The 15,181-nt window shown below is 71.8% G+C and carries 12 protein-coding genes; 5 read left to right on the top strand and 7 right to left on the bottom strand.

All coding sequences use genetic code 11. The features are described 5' to 3' along the window. Positions 1-46: 46 nt before the first annotated feature. Positions 47-298: a hypothetical protein gene (locus ACIO5D_RS17080; protein WP_400762598.1), complete on the top strand. Its 252-nt coding sequence runs from the start codon at positions 47-49 to the stop codon at positions 296-298. Positions 299-481: 183 nt separating this feature from the next. On the opposite strand, the gene ACIO5D_RS17075 is transcribed toward ACIO5D_RS17080, so the two are convergent. Genes ACIO5D_RS17075 through ACIO5D_RS17045 form a run of 7 tightly spaced genes read right to left on the bottom strand, consistent with a single transcriptional unit; the run spans position 482 to position 7,016 of the window. After that, positions 482-1,060 (bottom strand): AAA family ATPase, encoded by a 579-nt coding sequence (locus ACIO5D_RS17075; protein ID WP_400762596.1) that lies wholly within the window; start codon positions 1,058-1,060, stop codon positions 482-484. Positions 1,061-1,103: 43 nt separating this feature from the next. After that, positions 1,104-1,808, bottom strand: coding sequence for a class I SAM-dependent methyltransferase (locus tag ACIO5D_RS17070; protein ID WP_400762594.1), 705 nt, complete (start codon positions 1,806-1,808; stop codon positions 1,104-1,106). Then, the gene (locus tag ACIO5D_RS17065; protein ID WP_400762592.1) at positions 1,795-2,754 is read right to left on the bottom strand and encodes a glycosyltransferase family 2 protein; all 960 of its coding nucleotides are present in this window, start codon (positions 2,752-2,754) and stop codon (positions 1,795-1,797) included. Before ACIO5D_RS17065 ends, ACIO5D_RS17070 begins: the two co-directional genes overlap by 14 nt. Then, positions 2,751-3,929, bottom strand: a complete 1,179-nt coding sequence (locus tag ACIO5D_RS17060) for an arylsulfotransferase family protein (RefSeq protein ID WP_400796014.1) — start codon at positions 3,927-3,929, stop codon at positions 2,751-2,753. The genes ACIO5D_RS17065 and ACIO5D_RS17060 overlap by 4 nt, the downstream gene beginning before the upstream one ends. Before the next feature lie 56 nt (positions 3,930-3,985). Beyond that, positions 3,986-4,747, bottom strand: coding sequence for a creatininase family protein (locus ACIO5D_RS17055; protein ID WP_400796011.1), 762 nt, complete (start codon positions 4,745-4,747; stop codon positions 3,986-3,988). A gap of 48 nt (positions 4,748-4,795) precedes the next feature. Continuing rightward, positions 4,796-5,743, bottom strand: a complete 948-nt coding sequence (locus tag ACIO5D_RS17050; RefSeq protein ID WP_400762587.1) for a hypothetical protein — start codon at positions 5,741-5,743, stop codon at positions 4,796-4,798. Between the two features lie 13 nt (positions 5,744-5,756). After that, the gene (locus ACIO5D_RS17045) at positions 5,757-7,016 is read right to left on the bottom strand and encodes a radical SAM/SPASM domain-containing protein (RefSeq protein ID WP_400796009.1); all 1,260 of its coding nucleotides are present in this window, start codon (positions 7,014-7,016) and stop codon (positions 5,757-5,759) included. 190 nt (positions 7,017-7,206) lie between these two features. Here ACIO5D_RS17045 and ACIO5D_RS17040 point away from each other — a divergent pair, with 190 nt between their 5' ends. From ACIO5D_RS17040 to ACIO5D_RS17025, 4 genes are all read left to right on the top strand, one after another. Beyond that, the gene (locus tag ACIO5D_RS17040) at positions 7,207-8,529 is read left to right on the top strand and encodes an XRE family transcriptional regulator (RefSeq protein ID WP_400762583.1); all 1,323 of its coding nucleotides are present in this window, start codon (positions 7,207-7,209) and stop codon (positions 8,527-8,529) included. A gap of 339 nt (positions 8,530-8,868) precedes the next feature. Beyond that, on the top strand, positions 8,869-10,179 hold the full coding sequence (locus ACIO5D_RS17035) for a helix-turn-helix domain-containing protein (protein ID WP_400796006.1): 1,311 nt from the start codon (positions 8,869-8,871) through the stop codon (positions 10,177-10,179). Positions 10,180-10,278: 99 nt separating this feature from the next. Then, positions 10,279-13,980 (top strand): hypothetical protein, encoded by a 3,702-nt coding sequence (locus ACIO5D_RS17030; RefSeq protein WP_400796004.1) that lies wholly within the window; start codon positions 10,279-10,281, stop codon positions 13,978-13,980. Beyond that, positions 13,980-15,167: an NUDIX domain-containing protein gene (locus tag ACIO5D_RS17025; protein WP_400796002.1), complete on the top strand. Its 1,188-nt coding sequence runs from the start codon at positions 13,980-13,982 to the stop codon at positions 15,165-15,167. Before ACIO5D_RS17030 ends, ACIO5D_RS17025 begins: the two co-directional genes overlap by 1 nt. Positions 15,168-15,181: the final 14 nt, after the last annotated feature.

Here is a 15,181-nt window from a genome sequence, read left to right as displayed (position 1 = left end):
GGCCAGGGGCCGACGCTGCAGATCTTTGCTCTGTCAGGATGGCCGCATGAAGTGGAACGTCGAGGTGGACATCCCCGGGATCGGCCCGCGCATGCTGACCGTCGATCAGCCCAGTGCGTCCGACGCCCTCGAACACACCAAGTCACGCGTCAACGACATGTTCCTGCAACTGCCCTCCGGGATCACCAGCTACAGCTACACCGTCGCGGTGTTCGAACCGGGGCACCGCACGGGAGATGCGTCACTCTGCGCTGAGCGCATCACCCTGGTGACGGCGATCGAGCCTGCTCCGGCCTGACGAACATCGTGGCGGCGCCAGCACCGCCACGCCAGCCAGGAACCAAGGAGGTCCCGCCGACGGGGGATGCGGCGGGACCTCATACCTGACGCTACGCCGCAGGCCACCCTGGGGTCCACCAATTCCGCGCGTTGGCCAGCTCGAAGGCTGTCCTGTCAGGCTGAGGGCAGTCCAGTGGGATCCTCAGCTTGCGCCTTCTTCGCGCTCCGGCCGCAACAGAAAACTCTGGATCTCCGTCATTCCGGGCGTGTAGCCGTCGGAGGTGTCCACCAGCAGGTTCGGGGCGTCCAGGCTGATGGGGACGAACTGGTCGGGGTCGTAGAGGCCGGCCTTCATGTCGGCGAGCAGGGCCTTGTCACCATGGGCGGCCCTGTGGCTATCGCGGTGGGCGCGGTCAGTGATGCGCTGCGCGATGGTTGACGTGGGGGTGGTGCACCGGATGATCCGGAGGTCTGCGATCTTCATGAGCGGCTCCAGCCCGGGGCGCCAGAGACGGTCCTGGAAGGCGGCCTCGGCGACGACGGATGTCCCGGCCCGGAGGAGAACGGTGACCGTCGCGAAGAACGCCTCCAGAGCCGGGATGTTGAGGGGGTCGTCGCCGTCGGGGGCATGACCGGGATGGTTCATGACCATGCCCTGCTTGATCTCGTCACGCATGATCGCGGGGCAGCCCAGGTGCTGGGCGAGTTCCCGGGCGAGGGTGGTCTTGCCGGTCGCCGGCGGGCCGCTGACCACGGCCAGGAGCGGGGTTCGGACGGGCACGGGTGGACTCCGAGGGTGGTCGTTGAGGCGCCTGGCGCAGAGCCTAGATTCCAGGGTGCCGTTTGCGGAGCCGGACGGCTACGAAGCCAGGCTGACGGGTCAGTTTCTCGTGTTCGCCCGGGTGATGACGGGCCATCGACGGAAGTGGCTGGTGCTCGACGAGGCGGTCGAGGGCGAGTCCGGAGGCAGTGAACTCGTCGAGCCATGCTTGGAAGGGCTGGTGCCAGTATCGGTGGGTCATGCCGTTCGACCAGGGCTCCTCAACGAAGCCGCTGGCGAAGTAGCTGCCCCCGTGGGCCAGCCAATCTGCCGTGGGGTGACTGGTCGAGACGACGATCTGCCCGCTGGGCCGCAGGACGCGGGCGAGTTCCCGCAGCGTGCTGACCCGGTCGGGGAGGTAGTGGAGAACCAGCGTGAGCAGGACAATGTCGAACCGCTCGTCGTCCGCCCAGGTGAGGGGCTCGGCCAAGTCGTGCTGGCGGACTTCCGCGAGGGGCCCGAGGCGCTGGCCGGCGAGGCGGACCATGTCGGCGCTCTGGTCGATGCCGACGGGCCGGGCCCCGCGGTCGGCGAGCTCGGACAGGTACAGGCCGGGGCCGCAGCCGGCGTCCAGGATGTCGAGGCCGCGCACGTCGCCGATCAGCCCCAGGACGGTGGGGCGGTCGTAGTGGGCGTTGTAGGCGCTGACGGCGGCCTCGCGGGCGAAAGTCTCCGCGAAGCCGTCGTACGGGGCGTCACCGGACTGCATGCGTCACCGCCGGTCGGAGAGCGAAGGCACCGTCGTCGTGCCGGGAGGGCGAGGCCGGGGTGAGGGGGAGGAGCCGGCCCAGGAGGTCGCGGTCCGGGGACCGGCGGTCGGTGAAGGTGGCGTGGAGCTCGCGGACGGCGTGTTCGTACACGTGGGGCGGGACGCTTCGGCCGTGGGCGATGAGGGTGTCGAGGCGCTGGTCGAAGCGGCGGAACCAGTCCCGGTACTCCTCGGCGCGGCCGGTGGCCGCGGGCCAGCGGCCGTAGAGGAGGGTGCGTGCCCGGGTGAACGGGGTCGGGGTGGACTGGTAGGCGGTGTGGACGGCGCCGGGCACAGGTACCTGGTGGTAGACGCTGGTGATGGTGTCGAGGCGGGCGAAGCGGTTGCCGGCCGCGCGAAGGGAGAGGAGGAAGTCCCAGTCCTCGCAGTGGTGCAGTTTCTCGTCGAACCGGACGGGGCTGCCGGCCGGGTTGCGGGTGACGACGGAGCCGGTGTGGATGGTGTTGGCGACGGAGAGGAAGGCCGGGTCGAACGCGTAGTCCTTGCACGGCAGGTGGCCCCGGTCGCGCGGCAGGTCCTCGAGCCAGGTGGGGCTGACGAGGGCCTGGCCGTAGACGGTGTCGACTCGGTGGGTTCGCAGCGCGTCGGCCGCGGCCTGGAGGTGGTGCGGCAGGAAGATGTCGTCGTCGTCGAGGAGGGCGACGTGGTCGCCCTGAGCGGCGGCGATGGCTCGGTTGCGGGCGTGGGAGACGCCGTACGGGGTGTCGGATTCCAGGAGGCGGATGGGTATCTCGCGCTGCCAGCGGTCGATGACCGGCTCGACGGTGTGGCCGCCATCGCGGACGACGATCACCTCGAAGTGCCGGTAGGTCTGGCGGGCGACGCTGCGTAGGGCGCGGTGGAGAGGGCCGGGGCGGTCGCGGGTGGGGATGATCACGCTGATCACAGGGGGCTCCGTACGGTCTGGACGAGCTGGCAGCGGACGCGGGATTCGGTGAGGGCGCGGGCGGGCCGGTCCCCGGTGCCGAGGTGGTCGGCGGCGGCGGTCGGGATGGCGGAGAGGCGGTAGAACTCCGCGCGGGAGCGCGCGCCCGTGGTGCTGGTGGAGACCTGGACTTGCCAGTGCTCGCGGCCGGCGCGGTCGACGATCAGGGCGCGGCCGGCCTGGGAGTCGCTGATGAGGATGGTGCCGTCGGCCAGGCGCTCGCAGCCCCCGGCCATCTCGCAGAACAGGCCGGGCTCGTACTGCCAGACGGCGGCCCTGGTGAGGGGTTCGATCTCCAGGATGCGGGAGCGGCCGGCGCGGCGGCCGTTGTCGAAGACGAGGATCGTGCCGTCGCTCTGGGCGGAGGGCTGGTGCTGGCCGGACAGGTCGCCGGGGCCCCACCACCAGCGCACGGCGCGGGCGCGCAGGTCGAGGACGGCGATGAGGTCGAGGTCGCGCAGCGAGACCAGGACGTCTCCGGCCGCCCACATGCCGGCCGGGTGGGCGTGGGTGAGGATTTCGAGGGTGTTGGTGTGCAGGATGTCGCTGGGCGAGCCGGGCCGGGAGCGCAGCAGGCGGGAGATGTCGCGGCCGCGCCGCCAGCCGTTCGGGCCTTCCATTCGCGGGGCGAGGGCGGCGGTGTCCGCGGTCCGGCCGGCGTCGCGGTGGCGGTCGATCGCGTCGGTGATCAGTGTGGCCAGGGCCGGATCGGTGGTGAGGATCTCGTACAGGGAGTGCGCGTCGCGCAGCTGGCCGTCGGGGTCCAGGACGGTGATGGAGTTGTCGAGCAGGACGTGGGAGCCGCCGGTGCAGGGCACGGGGCGGGGCTCTTCGGTGAGGACGTAGATCTCGCCGTGGGGGCCGAGGGCGAGGTCGTGGTGGGCGGGGAGGTCGGCGCGCCAGGTGAGGGTGGAGTCCGGAGCGAGCTTGAGCAGGGCGTGCAGCGGCACGATCGCGAACAGGGATCCGTCCGGGGCGACTTCTACGTGGTTCCAGCCGCGGAGGTAGGACGGCGGGCTGGTCTCGATGTCGGGCTGGCCGATCGGGCTGGACCATGCGTGGACGATCCGGGCGCGGTCGTCGATGACGGCCGCGAACGGCCTCGGGTAGGAGGCGGAGGGCGAGAATACGAACATGGGTGTGGGTCTCCTTCGGAGGAGCCCCCGGGCCGACCCCGGGCGGCGGCCTGGGTTCAGGACGGCAGGGGCGCAGTGAACTCGCGGAGGACGGCGTCGGCGAGCTGCTGGGCGACCTGGTCGGCGACCCGCTTGCCGAGCTCCGGGCCGGCGTGGGCGGCGGTGTAGACGATGCCGGTGCTCGTGGTGGTGTCGGCCGGCTGCGGGTACAGGTGGTAGCTGATCCGGCGGGGCTGCTCGGTGCCGCCGTCGGCAGGCAGCCGGTCGGGGCGGACGGCGTGCGGGCTGATGTGCATGACGAGGCTGGACTCGACCATCCCGGCGTGGTGGTCGTCCGCGCGGGCGGTCCCGGTCTCGTCGGCGAGGGCGTTGCGGAAGTCCTCGCCCACGACGTCCCACCAGTTCACGATCATCACCCGCACGCTGGGGACGTGTTCGGTGAGGTGGCGGGCGGCCTCGCACAGGAACGCGATGTTGTCGATGGCCGAGTTCAGCAGGATCAGGCGCCGGTAGCCGTGGCGGGCCAGGGCGGTGAGGATCTCGGCGACCAAGGCGGTGAAGGTGGCGCCGGTGATGCTGATGACGCCGGGGAAGGTGCCGCCCAGGCGCTGGCCGGGCGTGGCCACGCCATAGCCGACGCTCGGGGCGACGTGCCCCTCGACGGCGGCAGCGAGGCGGTCGGCGAAGTGGTCGCTGATCATGGTGTCGGAGCCCAGCGGGAGGTGCGGGCCGTGGGGTTCCAGGGCGCCGACGGGGATGATGACGTGGGTGTCGGGGTCCGGGACCAGGTCGGGCCAGGTCATGTCGCCGATGAACACAAGAGCGCTCCTTTCCGGGAACGGGAGCGGGAACGGGCGGGGGCGGGGTCAGGCGTCGGTCCAGCCGAGGCTGGGGACCGTGGAGGGGCGCAGGGGGCCGGCGATCTGCAGATTGAGAAAGTCCTCCTTGTTGCCGCACCCGCCCCTGGCCGCGCACGGCGCCCACGGTTCGGGGCGCAGCGGCAGGTCGAAGCCCGGCTCCAGGACACTGCCCAGTGGGGGCTGCTCCTGGGAGGAGTAGTTGGAGCAGCGGTAGGCCTGGCCGTGGATGTCGATGAACGCCGTGTCGTGGCCGGCGCGGCAGAGCATTCCCCGGCAGGAGGTCAGGCCGACCAGGGCGGCTTCGGCCAGGGCCCGGTTCCCGCCGAGAGCGGCCAGCGTGTCCAGGGCGTCGGAGCTCTGGAGGACCGGTACGGCGGCGGACGGGTCCTGGACGGCTGCGCTCGGGTCGTAGCCGAGGTCGACGTTGAACCGCAGTCCGGCGGCAACGGCGGCGTCCCGGGCGCGGGCCACGGCCTCCGCGTTGGTCTCGAACAGCAGGGTGTTAACGACCACGAAGCAGCCGTAGCGCTCCTGGGCGAAGGATGCGGCCTTGATGAACCGCTCCAGGTCGACCTGCCCGTCGTGCCAGGTCAGCCACAGTGACAGCTTGCCGAGGTTCGCGTCCGCTTCGATCTTGGGTAGCCTCCTGGGCAGCAGGATCGCGTTGGAGAGCAGCTCGACGTACTCGACGTCGCTCTGCCGGGTCAGCCAGGCCGCCTTCTTCAGGAAGAAGGTGCTCGCGAACGGCTCGCCGAGGGTGCCCAGGCGGACCTTCACCGGGTAGGGGCGGGTCCCGATCCAGGTCACGACCTGCTCGTAGACGTCGCGGTCCTCGGGGTTCTTCCAGTCGTAGCGGTTGCTCATGGCCCACTCGCCGACGGACACGCATCGTTCGCAGGACAGGTTGCACAGCCGCTGTCCGGCTACGTACCAGATCCGTACGGGCGTTTTCATGATGGGTCGCCTCCTATCCGAAGGTCGCGATCGGGCGGAAGTCCCGGCCGGGAAAGTCGGGCAGCTGGTTGTGGCAGCGCCGGCACAGGAAGTCGTCCGGGGCCTGGTCGACGCCGAAGACCTTGCGGCGCAGCGCGACTGCTCGCTCGCTCGACATCAGCTCGTCGATCGAGCCGTCCCGGACATGGCCGAAGGTCTCGCGCTGGTAGTAGTCGTTGCAGCACAGGAACAGGTCGCCGGTGACCGAGATGTTGACGTGCTGCACCGGCCAGCCGCAGCCGGTCAGCCGCCCCGCCACGTGGACGTCCTGGGCGTACTCGCCGCCCAGCTCACCGGCCCGGTCGCAGGTCAGGCTCGGATACACCTCGGCGCCCAGCGGCGTGAAGTGCCGCTCCACGCCGTCCAAATTCCGTTTCAGGCGCGCGCCGACCCCGTTGACGACGACCTGCACCGGCAGGCCGGCAGCCAGAGCCGCCTCCGTGTTGCCCATCGTGTGCGGGAAGTGCCGCGAGCCGGTGAGGATGTTGAACTCGACCTCCTCGGCGGAGGGGATGTTGACGATCAGGTGCTTGAGCACCCCGGTCCGCTGGAGCGCGGCGATCTTGTCCGCGGTCAGCGCGGAGGCGTTCGAGTACAGGGCCAGCGGCATCCCGCGGGCGGCCAGGACCTCCAGCCGCCGGACGAAGTACCGGTCGAGGGTGGGCTCGTTGAAGAACTGGAAGGTCACGTACTGGGCGCCGGCCGCGGCGAGCATGCCGATGATCTCCTCGAACAGGGGCATCGGCATCGTGCGGCGCGGCTTCGGGTCCGTGGCGACCGGGCAGGAGACGCAGCCCCAGTTGCAGTGCGCGGTCACCTCGATCTCACCGGAGACCACGCAGTACTCCCGGCACAAGCGGCCGGGATCCTGCAGCCACCCCCGGCCGACCGCCGCGGAAACCCGATTCGGCCCGAAGCGGGTCACGAGCTCGCCGGTCGCGCGCGGGCCGGAGGCGGCGTAGCGCAGGAGGTCGAGGACCTCGGCGTCGTCCTGCCACACAATCGTCCGGTCCAGGCCCACGATCCCGAACACGGCCGCCGACGGAGGGAGCGGCCCGGTGGGGGCCTCGGGACCGGAGGTGTCGGTCAGGTACACCAGGCGCGGGTCGGCGCCGGGCTGGACGCTGGAGAGATAGGGACAGGTCTGCAGCATCGGCTCCGGGCTCTGCCCGGCACGGCAGCCGGCTTCGGCCATCACCAGTGGCGCCGGAGGCGGAGCCGGGGAACGGGGCATGACGATGTCTCCCTTCGGAGCATGCGGGAACGAGACGGACGCCGGGCCTTGTACGGCCGGGCGTGGACGCTCGGAGGATCGAGCTTCGAGCACACGTGCCCCCAGACGCGACGGCTTGGCGGGGGTCCCGCCGGGGGTCCCCCTCGCTGAACACCTCCCAGGTAGCCACGGACGGTGCTTGACTGACTACGTGACCGAGTGCACTCACCCGTTGGCCCACCAGCGCGCGTCCAAGGGCCTGACCCGGGTCGACCTCGCGAAGCTCATCTGCGCGGCGGCCGAGCGACGCGGCCTGCGCTCGGGCACCGACAAGCACCGGATCCGCAAGTGGGAAGTCCTCGGGGTCACCCCGGAGGCCGAGACCCAGATCTACATCGCGGAGGCCCTGGAGCTCCCGCTCGATCTGGTCGATCCGGCTGCCTGGCCGCACTGGCTGCCCGCGGGGGATGGGGGCGTTGTGCCTCTCGGACCGTCCAGCACCGTCATCGCACTGCGAGAGGCCCTCAACACCGCCATGGAACCACTGGAACGCCGTACCTTCCTCACCCTCTCCGGGACCGCGCTGACCGCGCTCGCCGCGGCATGGGCCACCGGGTCTGGGAGCTCGCTCGCAGCGCGACTGGGGGGAGAGAAGCTGGTCGGCGAGGAGACGGTCACCGTCCTGGAGGACATCAGCCGGCAGCTCAACAGCCTGGTCACCGAGCAGCGTCAGCACGTTTCCGCTTTGCTGGACGCCCACCTCACGACCGTCACCGACCTCATCGAGGGCGGACGCTACGACAAGGCCACCGGCCTGCGCCTCCACACCCTGGCCGCCTCCCTTGCGCAGACCGTGGCCTGGCACCGCTTCGACCACGGCCGCCACACCGCCGCCGGCAAACTCTGGATCGCCGGCCTCCACAGCGCCCATGCCACCGGCGACCCCGACCTCGGAGCCGCAATGCTCGGCGACCTCGCCTACCAGGCCGCCTGGCGCCAGGACCACACCACCGCCGCCGGAATCCTCCGACAGGCCCTCAAACGCGCCCAGCACCCTGCGGCCCGCTCCCTCCTCCACCTTCGCCTCGCCCGCACCCTCGCCGCGCAGCAGGACAAGCAGCCCGCTCTGCGGGCCCTCGAAGCGGCCGAGCACCACTTCGGGGCCTCGTCCGGCCGGCCACTGCCGGCCTGGTGCTCGTGGTTGTCGGAAGCCGACCTCGCGGTCGACTCCGGCCAGGCCCTCCTCGACCTCGGAGACGCCCGCCGCGCCCACCAGCTCATCACCGAGGGCCAAGACCTCCTGCCCGACTCCCGAGCCAAGACCCGCGGCGTCTTCTTGGCGTACGAGGCGGCCAGCCACCTCCAGCTCAAGGAACCCGAACTCGCCGCCCACGCAGCCGGAGAAGCACTCACCCTCTCCCGCCGCATCGGCGCCCCGCGTTGCGAACGGCTCGTCCAGGACCTCGTGCCGGACTTCCAGCGCTACCGTGCCGCTGACGGCGTCCCCGCCTTCCTCGCCCTCGCCGCGGCCTAAAGCCGCCGGACACCCGGCTGGCCACACCGCCACGCCTTCCTGCCGGGACGGATTCCTGCCCGATGCCTGCATGCCGGCGCCCCACCGCCCGTCGCGAGCGGTGCCGGACTCGCTCGGATCGGCCACAACAGACTCCCGGTGGGCTCGGCAGAAGACGACGCACCGCACGATCTGGCGGTGCTGGCTCCCGACCAGGACACACCGCAGCCGGATCAGAGCCGAGGCAAATCCCGCCGCGCGCAAGCCATTTGCGCATCACGCACACGCCCTCGACCGAACGTGACCCCGCGGCTACCGTGAGCAGGCTGATGTCCGGTGGAGTTCCCGAAGGGAGCAGCCATGCGCGCCCAGATACCGGACTGGAACTCCCCCCGCGCACGGAACCTCATCGCGGCAGGCGACGTCGGGGGCCTGATCCGGTGGGCCCGGCAGCAGCGCGGGTGGCGCCAGACCGATCTGGGCAAGGCGACCGGCTACTCCGCCTCTGCCGTCAGCCGACTCGAGACCGCCGAGCGGCCCGCGACTGACCTAGACATGCTCAAGCGGTTCGCCGACAGCCTCGTCATCCCTCCGGGTGTTCTCGCCGCAGTTCTCGGTGTAACCCCGCCTCAGGGCACTACAGTTGCCACCGCACTGCGCACGGCCGCATCCGAGGAGGACCCGATGAAACGCCGGTCACTCCTCGCCGCAGGCCTCGTCGTGCCCCTCGCCGCGCTCGACCACCTCGACGACGCCCTGGCCCTGCTGCCCGCACCCGCCACCGAGCCGACCAAGGCCGGGCTGGCAGCCCAGTACCGGGCGGCCCGCTCCGCGTTCAACGTCGGCGCCCACGCCGACCTCGTCCAGGCCCTGCCCGACCTTCTGGCCACCGCCGAGGCCTGCGCCACGGAAGCCGCAGACTACGCCCGGCTCGCCGCGTGCTACGACCTCGCCACCGAGACCCTGTCCAAGGTCGGCCGCTACAGCGCGAGCCGGATCACCGCGGACCGCTCCAACACCTACTCCCGGCTCTCGGGCGACCCGCTCGCCAGCGCATCCTCCGCACGCGCCTTCAGCATCGTCCTGCGCCACGAGGATCGGGCCGCCACCGCGCAGCGCGTCACGTTGCACGCCGCCGCCCAGGTCGAAGCCACCGGTCTGAACACCCCCGCTCAGGCCGCCACGTACGCGCAGATGCTCTGCACCGTCGCCTACGCCGCCGCCTACGCCGCCGCCGAGGCCGGCGACCGGGACCGCGCCCTGGACATGATCCGCCAAGCCGAACGTGCCGCCGCGCTCCTGCCCGAACCAGCCACCGGGACGCAGCCATTCGCGGTCACCCCCGCGTCCGTCGCCCTCTACAAAGTGGGTGTCCTCTGGTCCCTCGGCGACTCCGGAGCAGCCGTCCACGCTGGCCGAGACCTGCGCGCCGCCCAGTTCCCTACCGCCGAGCGCCGCGGACGGCTCCACACCGACCTCGCGCGCGCCTACTGGCAGTGGGGCAAGCCAGAGCAGACCGCTCACGCACTACTCGACGCCCACCGCGCCGCCCCCTCGGAGGTACGCAACCGCCCCAGCATCCGCGCCATCGTCACCGAACTCGCCCAACGTCATCCCCGGTCCAGCGGCGTCCGTGAACTGTCAGCCGCCGTGCGGTCAGCCCAGCCGTAACCGGAAGAGTGACTGGCCGAAGACGAGATTTCCCGACACTAGAGGGCGCCCTCCTGCCAGGCTGGCTTGACCGCGATCGGCACAGGAAACGGAAGCACGATGGCCACGGCGCAGCAGCCCACGTCCGCGCAGCACCGGAGGGTGCAGTGGAAGCCCATTGACCGGGCGCTGGCCCATCACTCGACCGAATCGCTGCTGGTGCTGTTGGAGACCGCGCTCGCCTCTCCGGGCTGCTCCCGCTTCCACGATCACCTGCTGCTGCTGTGGACCCGAGTCCTGCGAGGCTCCGTCCGGTCCGGGGAGCGGGCGGGCGCAGAAGATCTACCAGGACTGGTCGAGGCCGTCGTCCGCGCTGCTCCTGGACGCGGAACGCTGACGGAGGCGGAGCCGAATGACCCGCGGGCGCTGGTGCGGTACGAGGTGGCGGGGGAGCGGCTGCTGGTTCACCCGGGGCAGCTTGACCACCCGGTGATGTTCCTTCGCTGCGCGGAGCTGACGGCGCGGGCGGTCGACGAGTCCGTACTGGCCATGCATGGTTTCACCCTCACCGATGTCCTCGAACTCGTACTGCGCTGCACCGACCGGCTGGTGTCGGGGCTCGCTCCAGCGTGGCCCGAGGTGTACGACGACCGGTCCGGGCAGGACATCGCCTGCGGAATCAGCACCCGCGAGTATGACGCCGCCCAGGAGCTGGCCGATCCGGACCCCGCTGAGATCGCCGCCGGGTGCCGTGAGCCGGATCGCGCCGCTCGCGCGCTGGAGTGGCTGACCTCGGACATCACCTCCATGCCGCTGCGCTACAACCCCAGATCACCGCTTCTGGGGCCGGTGCTCGCCGTCATTGCGCACGGCCACCGCCGGCTGGTCCCGGCCTCTGCCATGCTGAACAGCTTCGCCGCGGCCTTGGCCCGCCTGATCGCCACTGTCCCGAACGGGCTGGCCGCGGAGGAGCGCCTCCAGGCGCTGACCGTGGACCGCGTCGCCCAGTTGTTGGGCCTGGATTCGGCACCCGCCCGGCCCGGGCCGGTGTGCGTGATCTCCTCATCCACCCACCGCTACGACATCGCCGTCGTCAGCGCGCTTGCGAACGGCCTTCTGCCGACGAGGGTCGAGGAGGGCCGAGCCACGCTGGCCGAGCAGCCGGCCGGCCGGGGGCGGCTCGTGGTCTACGGCGGACCCCGGGTGCTCGGGCCGGAGCTGATCCGCGACACCTGCTACCTGCACGTCGAAGAGCTCGCCGAGATCCTCGCCGACGCGGAAGGCGCCCCGGCCCTGCTGGCCCTGTTCGTCCTGGAGCTCACCGAGCACCCCGGCGTCGACGCCGTCTTCTACCAGGAGCCGCTCGACGCGTGGCGCGCCTGGTCGCTCGCGGGCACGCTGCTGCTCCCCGGCCCGCCTCGCAGCGAGGTCGCCGTCGTTCCGGCGGCCGGCGTCGACCTCACCTGGCAGCGGACCACTGCCTGGGCCCGTCCGGACGACATCCTTGCCGCTGCCGGGCTGCCGCCGGCGCTGCACTGGCGCTTCACCCACCTCGTTGACCCCGACCCCGGCGTTCCCGGGGCCCACGCCGACCTTCTCCAACCGGGCCCCGACGACCTGCTGGTGCGGGTCAGCACCGACCCGCCGGTGGCCGTCATCGCACGGCCCGACCACGGCCACGACTCCGTACTCGACCTGGCCGCGATGAGCGGACTCGCCGACAGCATCCGCACCACCGTCACCGGCTGCCCCCTGGTTGCCGAGCACCTCACCCTGCCTGACGGCGCCCCTGTCGTGCTACAGCTGACCGGGACCACCCACCCCCACAAGCCCCCGGGCCCCGGCCCCGGCGGGGACGAGCCGGATACGGGGGAGTGGCTGCCGCTTCACGCCGGCGCAGACCCCGACCGGGCCCGGATCGGCATCGACCTCGATCCGCCGCTGCTGGCCGCCTTCACCGGCGACGGCCACCAGGGCCACCGGATACTCGGCCGGCTCCTGCACTACCTGGTCGAGCAGATCCGCCGCGGCCGCGGCGCCGGGAGCGGTGCCGATCCGGAAGCCTTCGCCGAAGCCTGGGACAACGCGCACCCGGTACTTCGCCTCACCGGCACCGCCACCTTCTGGCCCGCGACCGCCCCCCACTCCACGCTTCCGCGCACACACCACGTCCATGCCCGGGCCCTGCGCAGCGCGGCCACCGCCGTCCGCCGCGCCGGAGTTCCCGCCGGTACCTGGCACGGCGCCGACGCCTACGCCCGGGGCGGCCCAGCCGAGCAACTGCTCCACGCCCTCGAAGACGAGCTCACCGGGCAGATCCGATCCCACCAGCCCGACCTGGTCGACGAACTGGCCCGGCAGCTGAATGCGGCCTGGGCCAGCCGCACCCGCGGCCACCACGAGGTGACCGTGAACCTCGCCGCACCCTGGGCGCAGAACTGGGTCCAAGAAGCCGGCCGCCGCCAGGCCGGTGCCGCCGCTGCCACCTCCGCCCTGCAGCTGCTCCTCCAACAGGCGATTACCACCCCACCCGCCGGCCGCCGGCCCGTCGACATGCTGGCCGTCGCCGAGCTGGTCGCCCTCGCCGAGCTCGTACTGCACTGCGGCACCACCGCGGTCGCCGCCGCCCGCCGGCTGCACGACCTCCACCTCGAGATCCACACCACCGGCGTGTTCACCCTCACCGACACCGACCAGACGCACATCGCCGACCCGGACGCCGAGCTGCTCCACCTCGGCTTCGACGCACAGGCCTACCAGCACGCCCGGCAGCAGCACTTCATCTCCCAGGCCGCCGCTGCCCAGCCCGAACACCTCGACCCGGCCAGCGTGTTCTCCACGGCCCGCACCCGGGCCCGCGTCGAGTTCACCGCGCCGCGCCTGCCCGCGGGCAGCCAGCTTGCCGCCGCCGACCAACTCCTGCGGCGGCACTGGGGCTTCGGATTCGCCGCGCTGGGGGCCGTGCTGGCAACGGCCGCCGACTGGCCGACCGGAGCGGACGGCATCGCCGCCGTCACCGCCGAGGAGCTGATCAACGAGGCCGCCGCCTGGTCGGCGCTGCCCAACGGCGAGCTGGCAGCCGCTGTCGACCGGCTGCGTCTGCACTCGGCCAACGCCGCCCCGTCTGGGGCGCACGCCTACACCGAGGTCGAACGCCGCATCCGGCCCGCCACCCACCCGCTGATCGAACATGGCGACCGCCTGCTCCTGCTGCCCTGGCTCCTTCACACCTCCCAGGAGCTCTACGCCGCCTACCTCGACGAGGGTCGCCTCCCGCACCCCGACCTGCCCCGGCCCGTCGGGGACGCCCTGCGCCGCTACCGCCAGCAGCTCGACGAACGCCTGGAAGCCGACATCCAGTCCGTCGCCCGCACCGCCGGCCTGCCCCACCGCTTCCGCCTCCTGGAGAAAACCGCCGCCCAGCTCGGTATCCCCGGCCTCATCGGGGAGATCGACCTGCTCGTCGCCGACCCGGCCACCCGGCGGCTGTGGGTCATCGAGGCGAAGAACCCCGAAGGCGCGGTCGCCCCGCACGCCCTGCTCCAGCACGTCCAGCGCTTCACCGCCCGCTACCGCGACAAGCTCCTCGCCAAGGCCGCCACCATCACCGCCCACGCGGCCGCGGCCGCCCGCGCCTGCCAGGCCCCCGACGACCTGGACTGGGACGTCATCCCGCTGATGGTCACCCGCAGCATCGAACCAGCCGGATTCCTCGCCGACCCGAAGGTCGCCTTCACCATCGCCGACCACCTCGCCCAGGTCCTGACCTCCCCGGCGAGCCCACACCCGGGGTGGAACGGCCCCGGCGAAGGGAACAGCTGATGCCGGCCCCACTCGAACGAGTCGACTCGGCGTACGCCCTGGTCACCGACCCGACGGCACAACGGGTGCTGCTCGTCAGAGGCCGCCGAAGCGGACAATGGGGACTACCCGGAGGCCGCCGTGAGCACGGTGAGACCCTCCCCGAAGCCGCCGCCCGCGAGACCCTGGCGAAAGCCGGGGTGGTCGTGGACGTCGGCCCCCTGGTCCACGTCGGCGAACGGATTGCCGACGTCCACGACCTCTTCGCGGTCTTCCGCGCGGCCTACGTCCACGGCGATCCGGCCGCGGGCGGGGACGAGGAGATCGCCGAAGCGGCCTGGGTCGCACTCTCCACCGCCGACGCGCACCTGCCCTTCTCCACCGGCGGCCTCCCCCCGCTGCTGGCCGCCGAAGGCACCGCCCATCACACCGCCCGACCCAGCCGCCCGGCGACCAGCACACCGCCAGTCCTCCCCACGCCCACACCAGGCGCCGTGGCGTTGACCGGCGGGCGCATGACAACGGGCATCGTCCGTGACGGTGCCACCGTCCGGCGCCCGTCCACCCCAGCCTCCCCCTTCGTCGCCGCACTCCTGGGGCTGCTGCACGCCCGGGGCTTCGACGGCGCTCCGCGCTACCTTCGACGCGAGGGAGCGAGCGACATCCTCGACTTCCTTCCCGGAGAGGTCCCCCAGCGATTCCGCACCTGGTCAAACCAGCAGGTCAGCGCCGCCGGTACGCTCCTGCGCTCGTTCCACGACGCGACCAGAGGCAGCGACCTCGCTGGCCGCTTCCCGGTGGTCTGCCATCACGATCCCGGTCCGAACAACGTCGTCTTCCGGGACGGGGTGCCGACAGCTCTCATCGACTTCGACACCGCGGCCCCCGGCTCCCCGCTGGAGGACCTCGGCTACATGGCGTGGACCTGGTGCATCAGCGCCAAGCTGACGGCACCCGCCGTCGAGGACCAGGCGGCTCAGGTCCGAGCCCTCGCGGACGCGTACGGGCTGGACGCCATGGCCCGCGGCGCGCTCGTCGACTCCATCCTGGAGAGGCAAATCCGCAACGCCCGGTTCTGGGCAGAGCAAGGGCTCGCCTCAGATGGCCTTCCCGTCAGCGCGGAAGCCATCACGCAACGCATCGCATGGAGCCGCCGCGAGCATGCCTTCGTCAACGCTCATCGCCAGATCTTCGACGGCGCCCTGTGACCACCCCGGCCTGA

This window comes from Kitasatospora sp. NPDC087315, from assembly GCF_044744345.1.
In the GTDB taxonomy this organism is placed as follows: domain Bacteria; phylum Actinomycetota; class Actinomycetes; order Streptomycetales; family Streptomycetaceae; genus Kitasatospora.
The sequence above is the reverse complement of the archived record's forward strand: the minus strand, read 5'-3'. Positions and strand labels throughout refer to the sequence as shown.

Coding starts and splice junctions, on each gene's coding strand:
- ACIO5D_RS17050 (WP_400762587.1), bottom strand. CDS start 5,743: ATGAAAACGCCCGTACGGATCTGGTACGTAGCCGGACAGCGGCTGTGC.
- ACIO5D_RS17045 (WP_400796009.1), bottom strand. CDS start 7,016: ATGCCCCGTTCCCCGGCTCCGCCTCCGGCGCCACTGGTGATGGCCGAA.
- ACIO5D_RS17060 (WP_400796014.1), bottom strand. CDS start 3,929: ATGTTCGTATTCTCGCCCTCCGCCTCCTACCCGAGGCCGTTCGCGGCC.
- ACIO5D_RS17080 (WP_400762598.1), top strand. CDS start 47: ATGAAGTGGAACGTCGAGGTGGACATCCCCGGGATCGGCCCGCGCATG.
- ACIO5D_RS17035 (WP_400796006.1), top strand. CDS start 8,869: ATGCGCGCCCAGATACCGGACTGGAACTCCCCCCGCGCACGGAACCTC.
- ACIO5D_RS17030 (WP_400796004.1), top strand. CDS start 10,279: ATGGCCACGGCGCAGCAGCCCACGTCCGCGCAGCACCGGAGGGTGCAG.
- ACIO5D_RS17070 (WP_400762594.1), bottom strand. CDS start 1,808: ATGCAGTCCGGTGACGCCCCGTACGACGGCTTCGCGGAGACTTTCGCC.
- ACIO5D_RS17025 (WP_400796002.1), top strand. CDS start 13,980: ATGCCGGCCCCACTCGAACGAGTCGACTCGGCGTACGCCCTGGTCACC.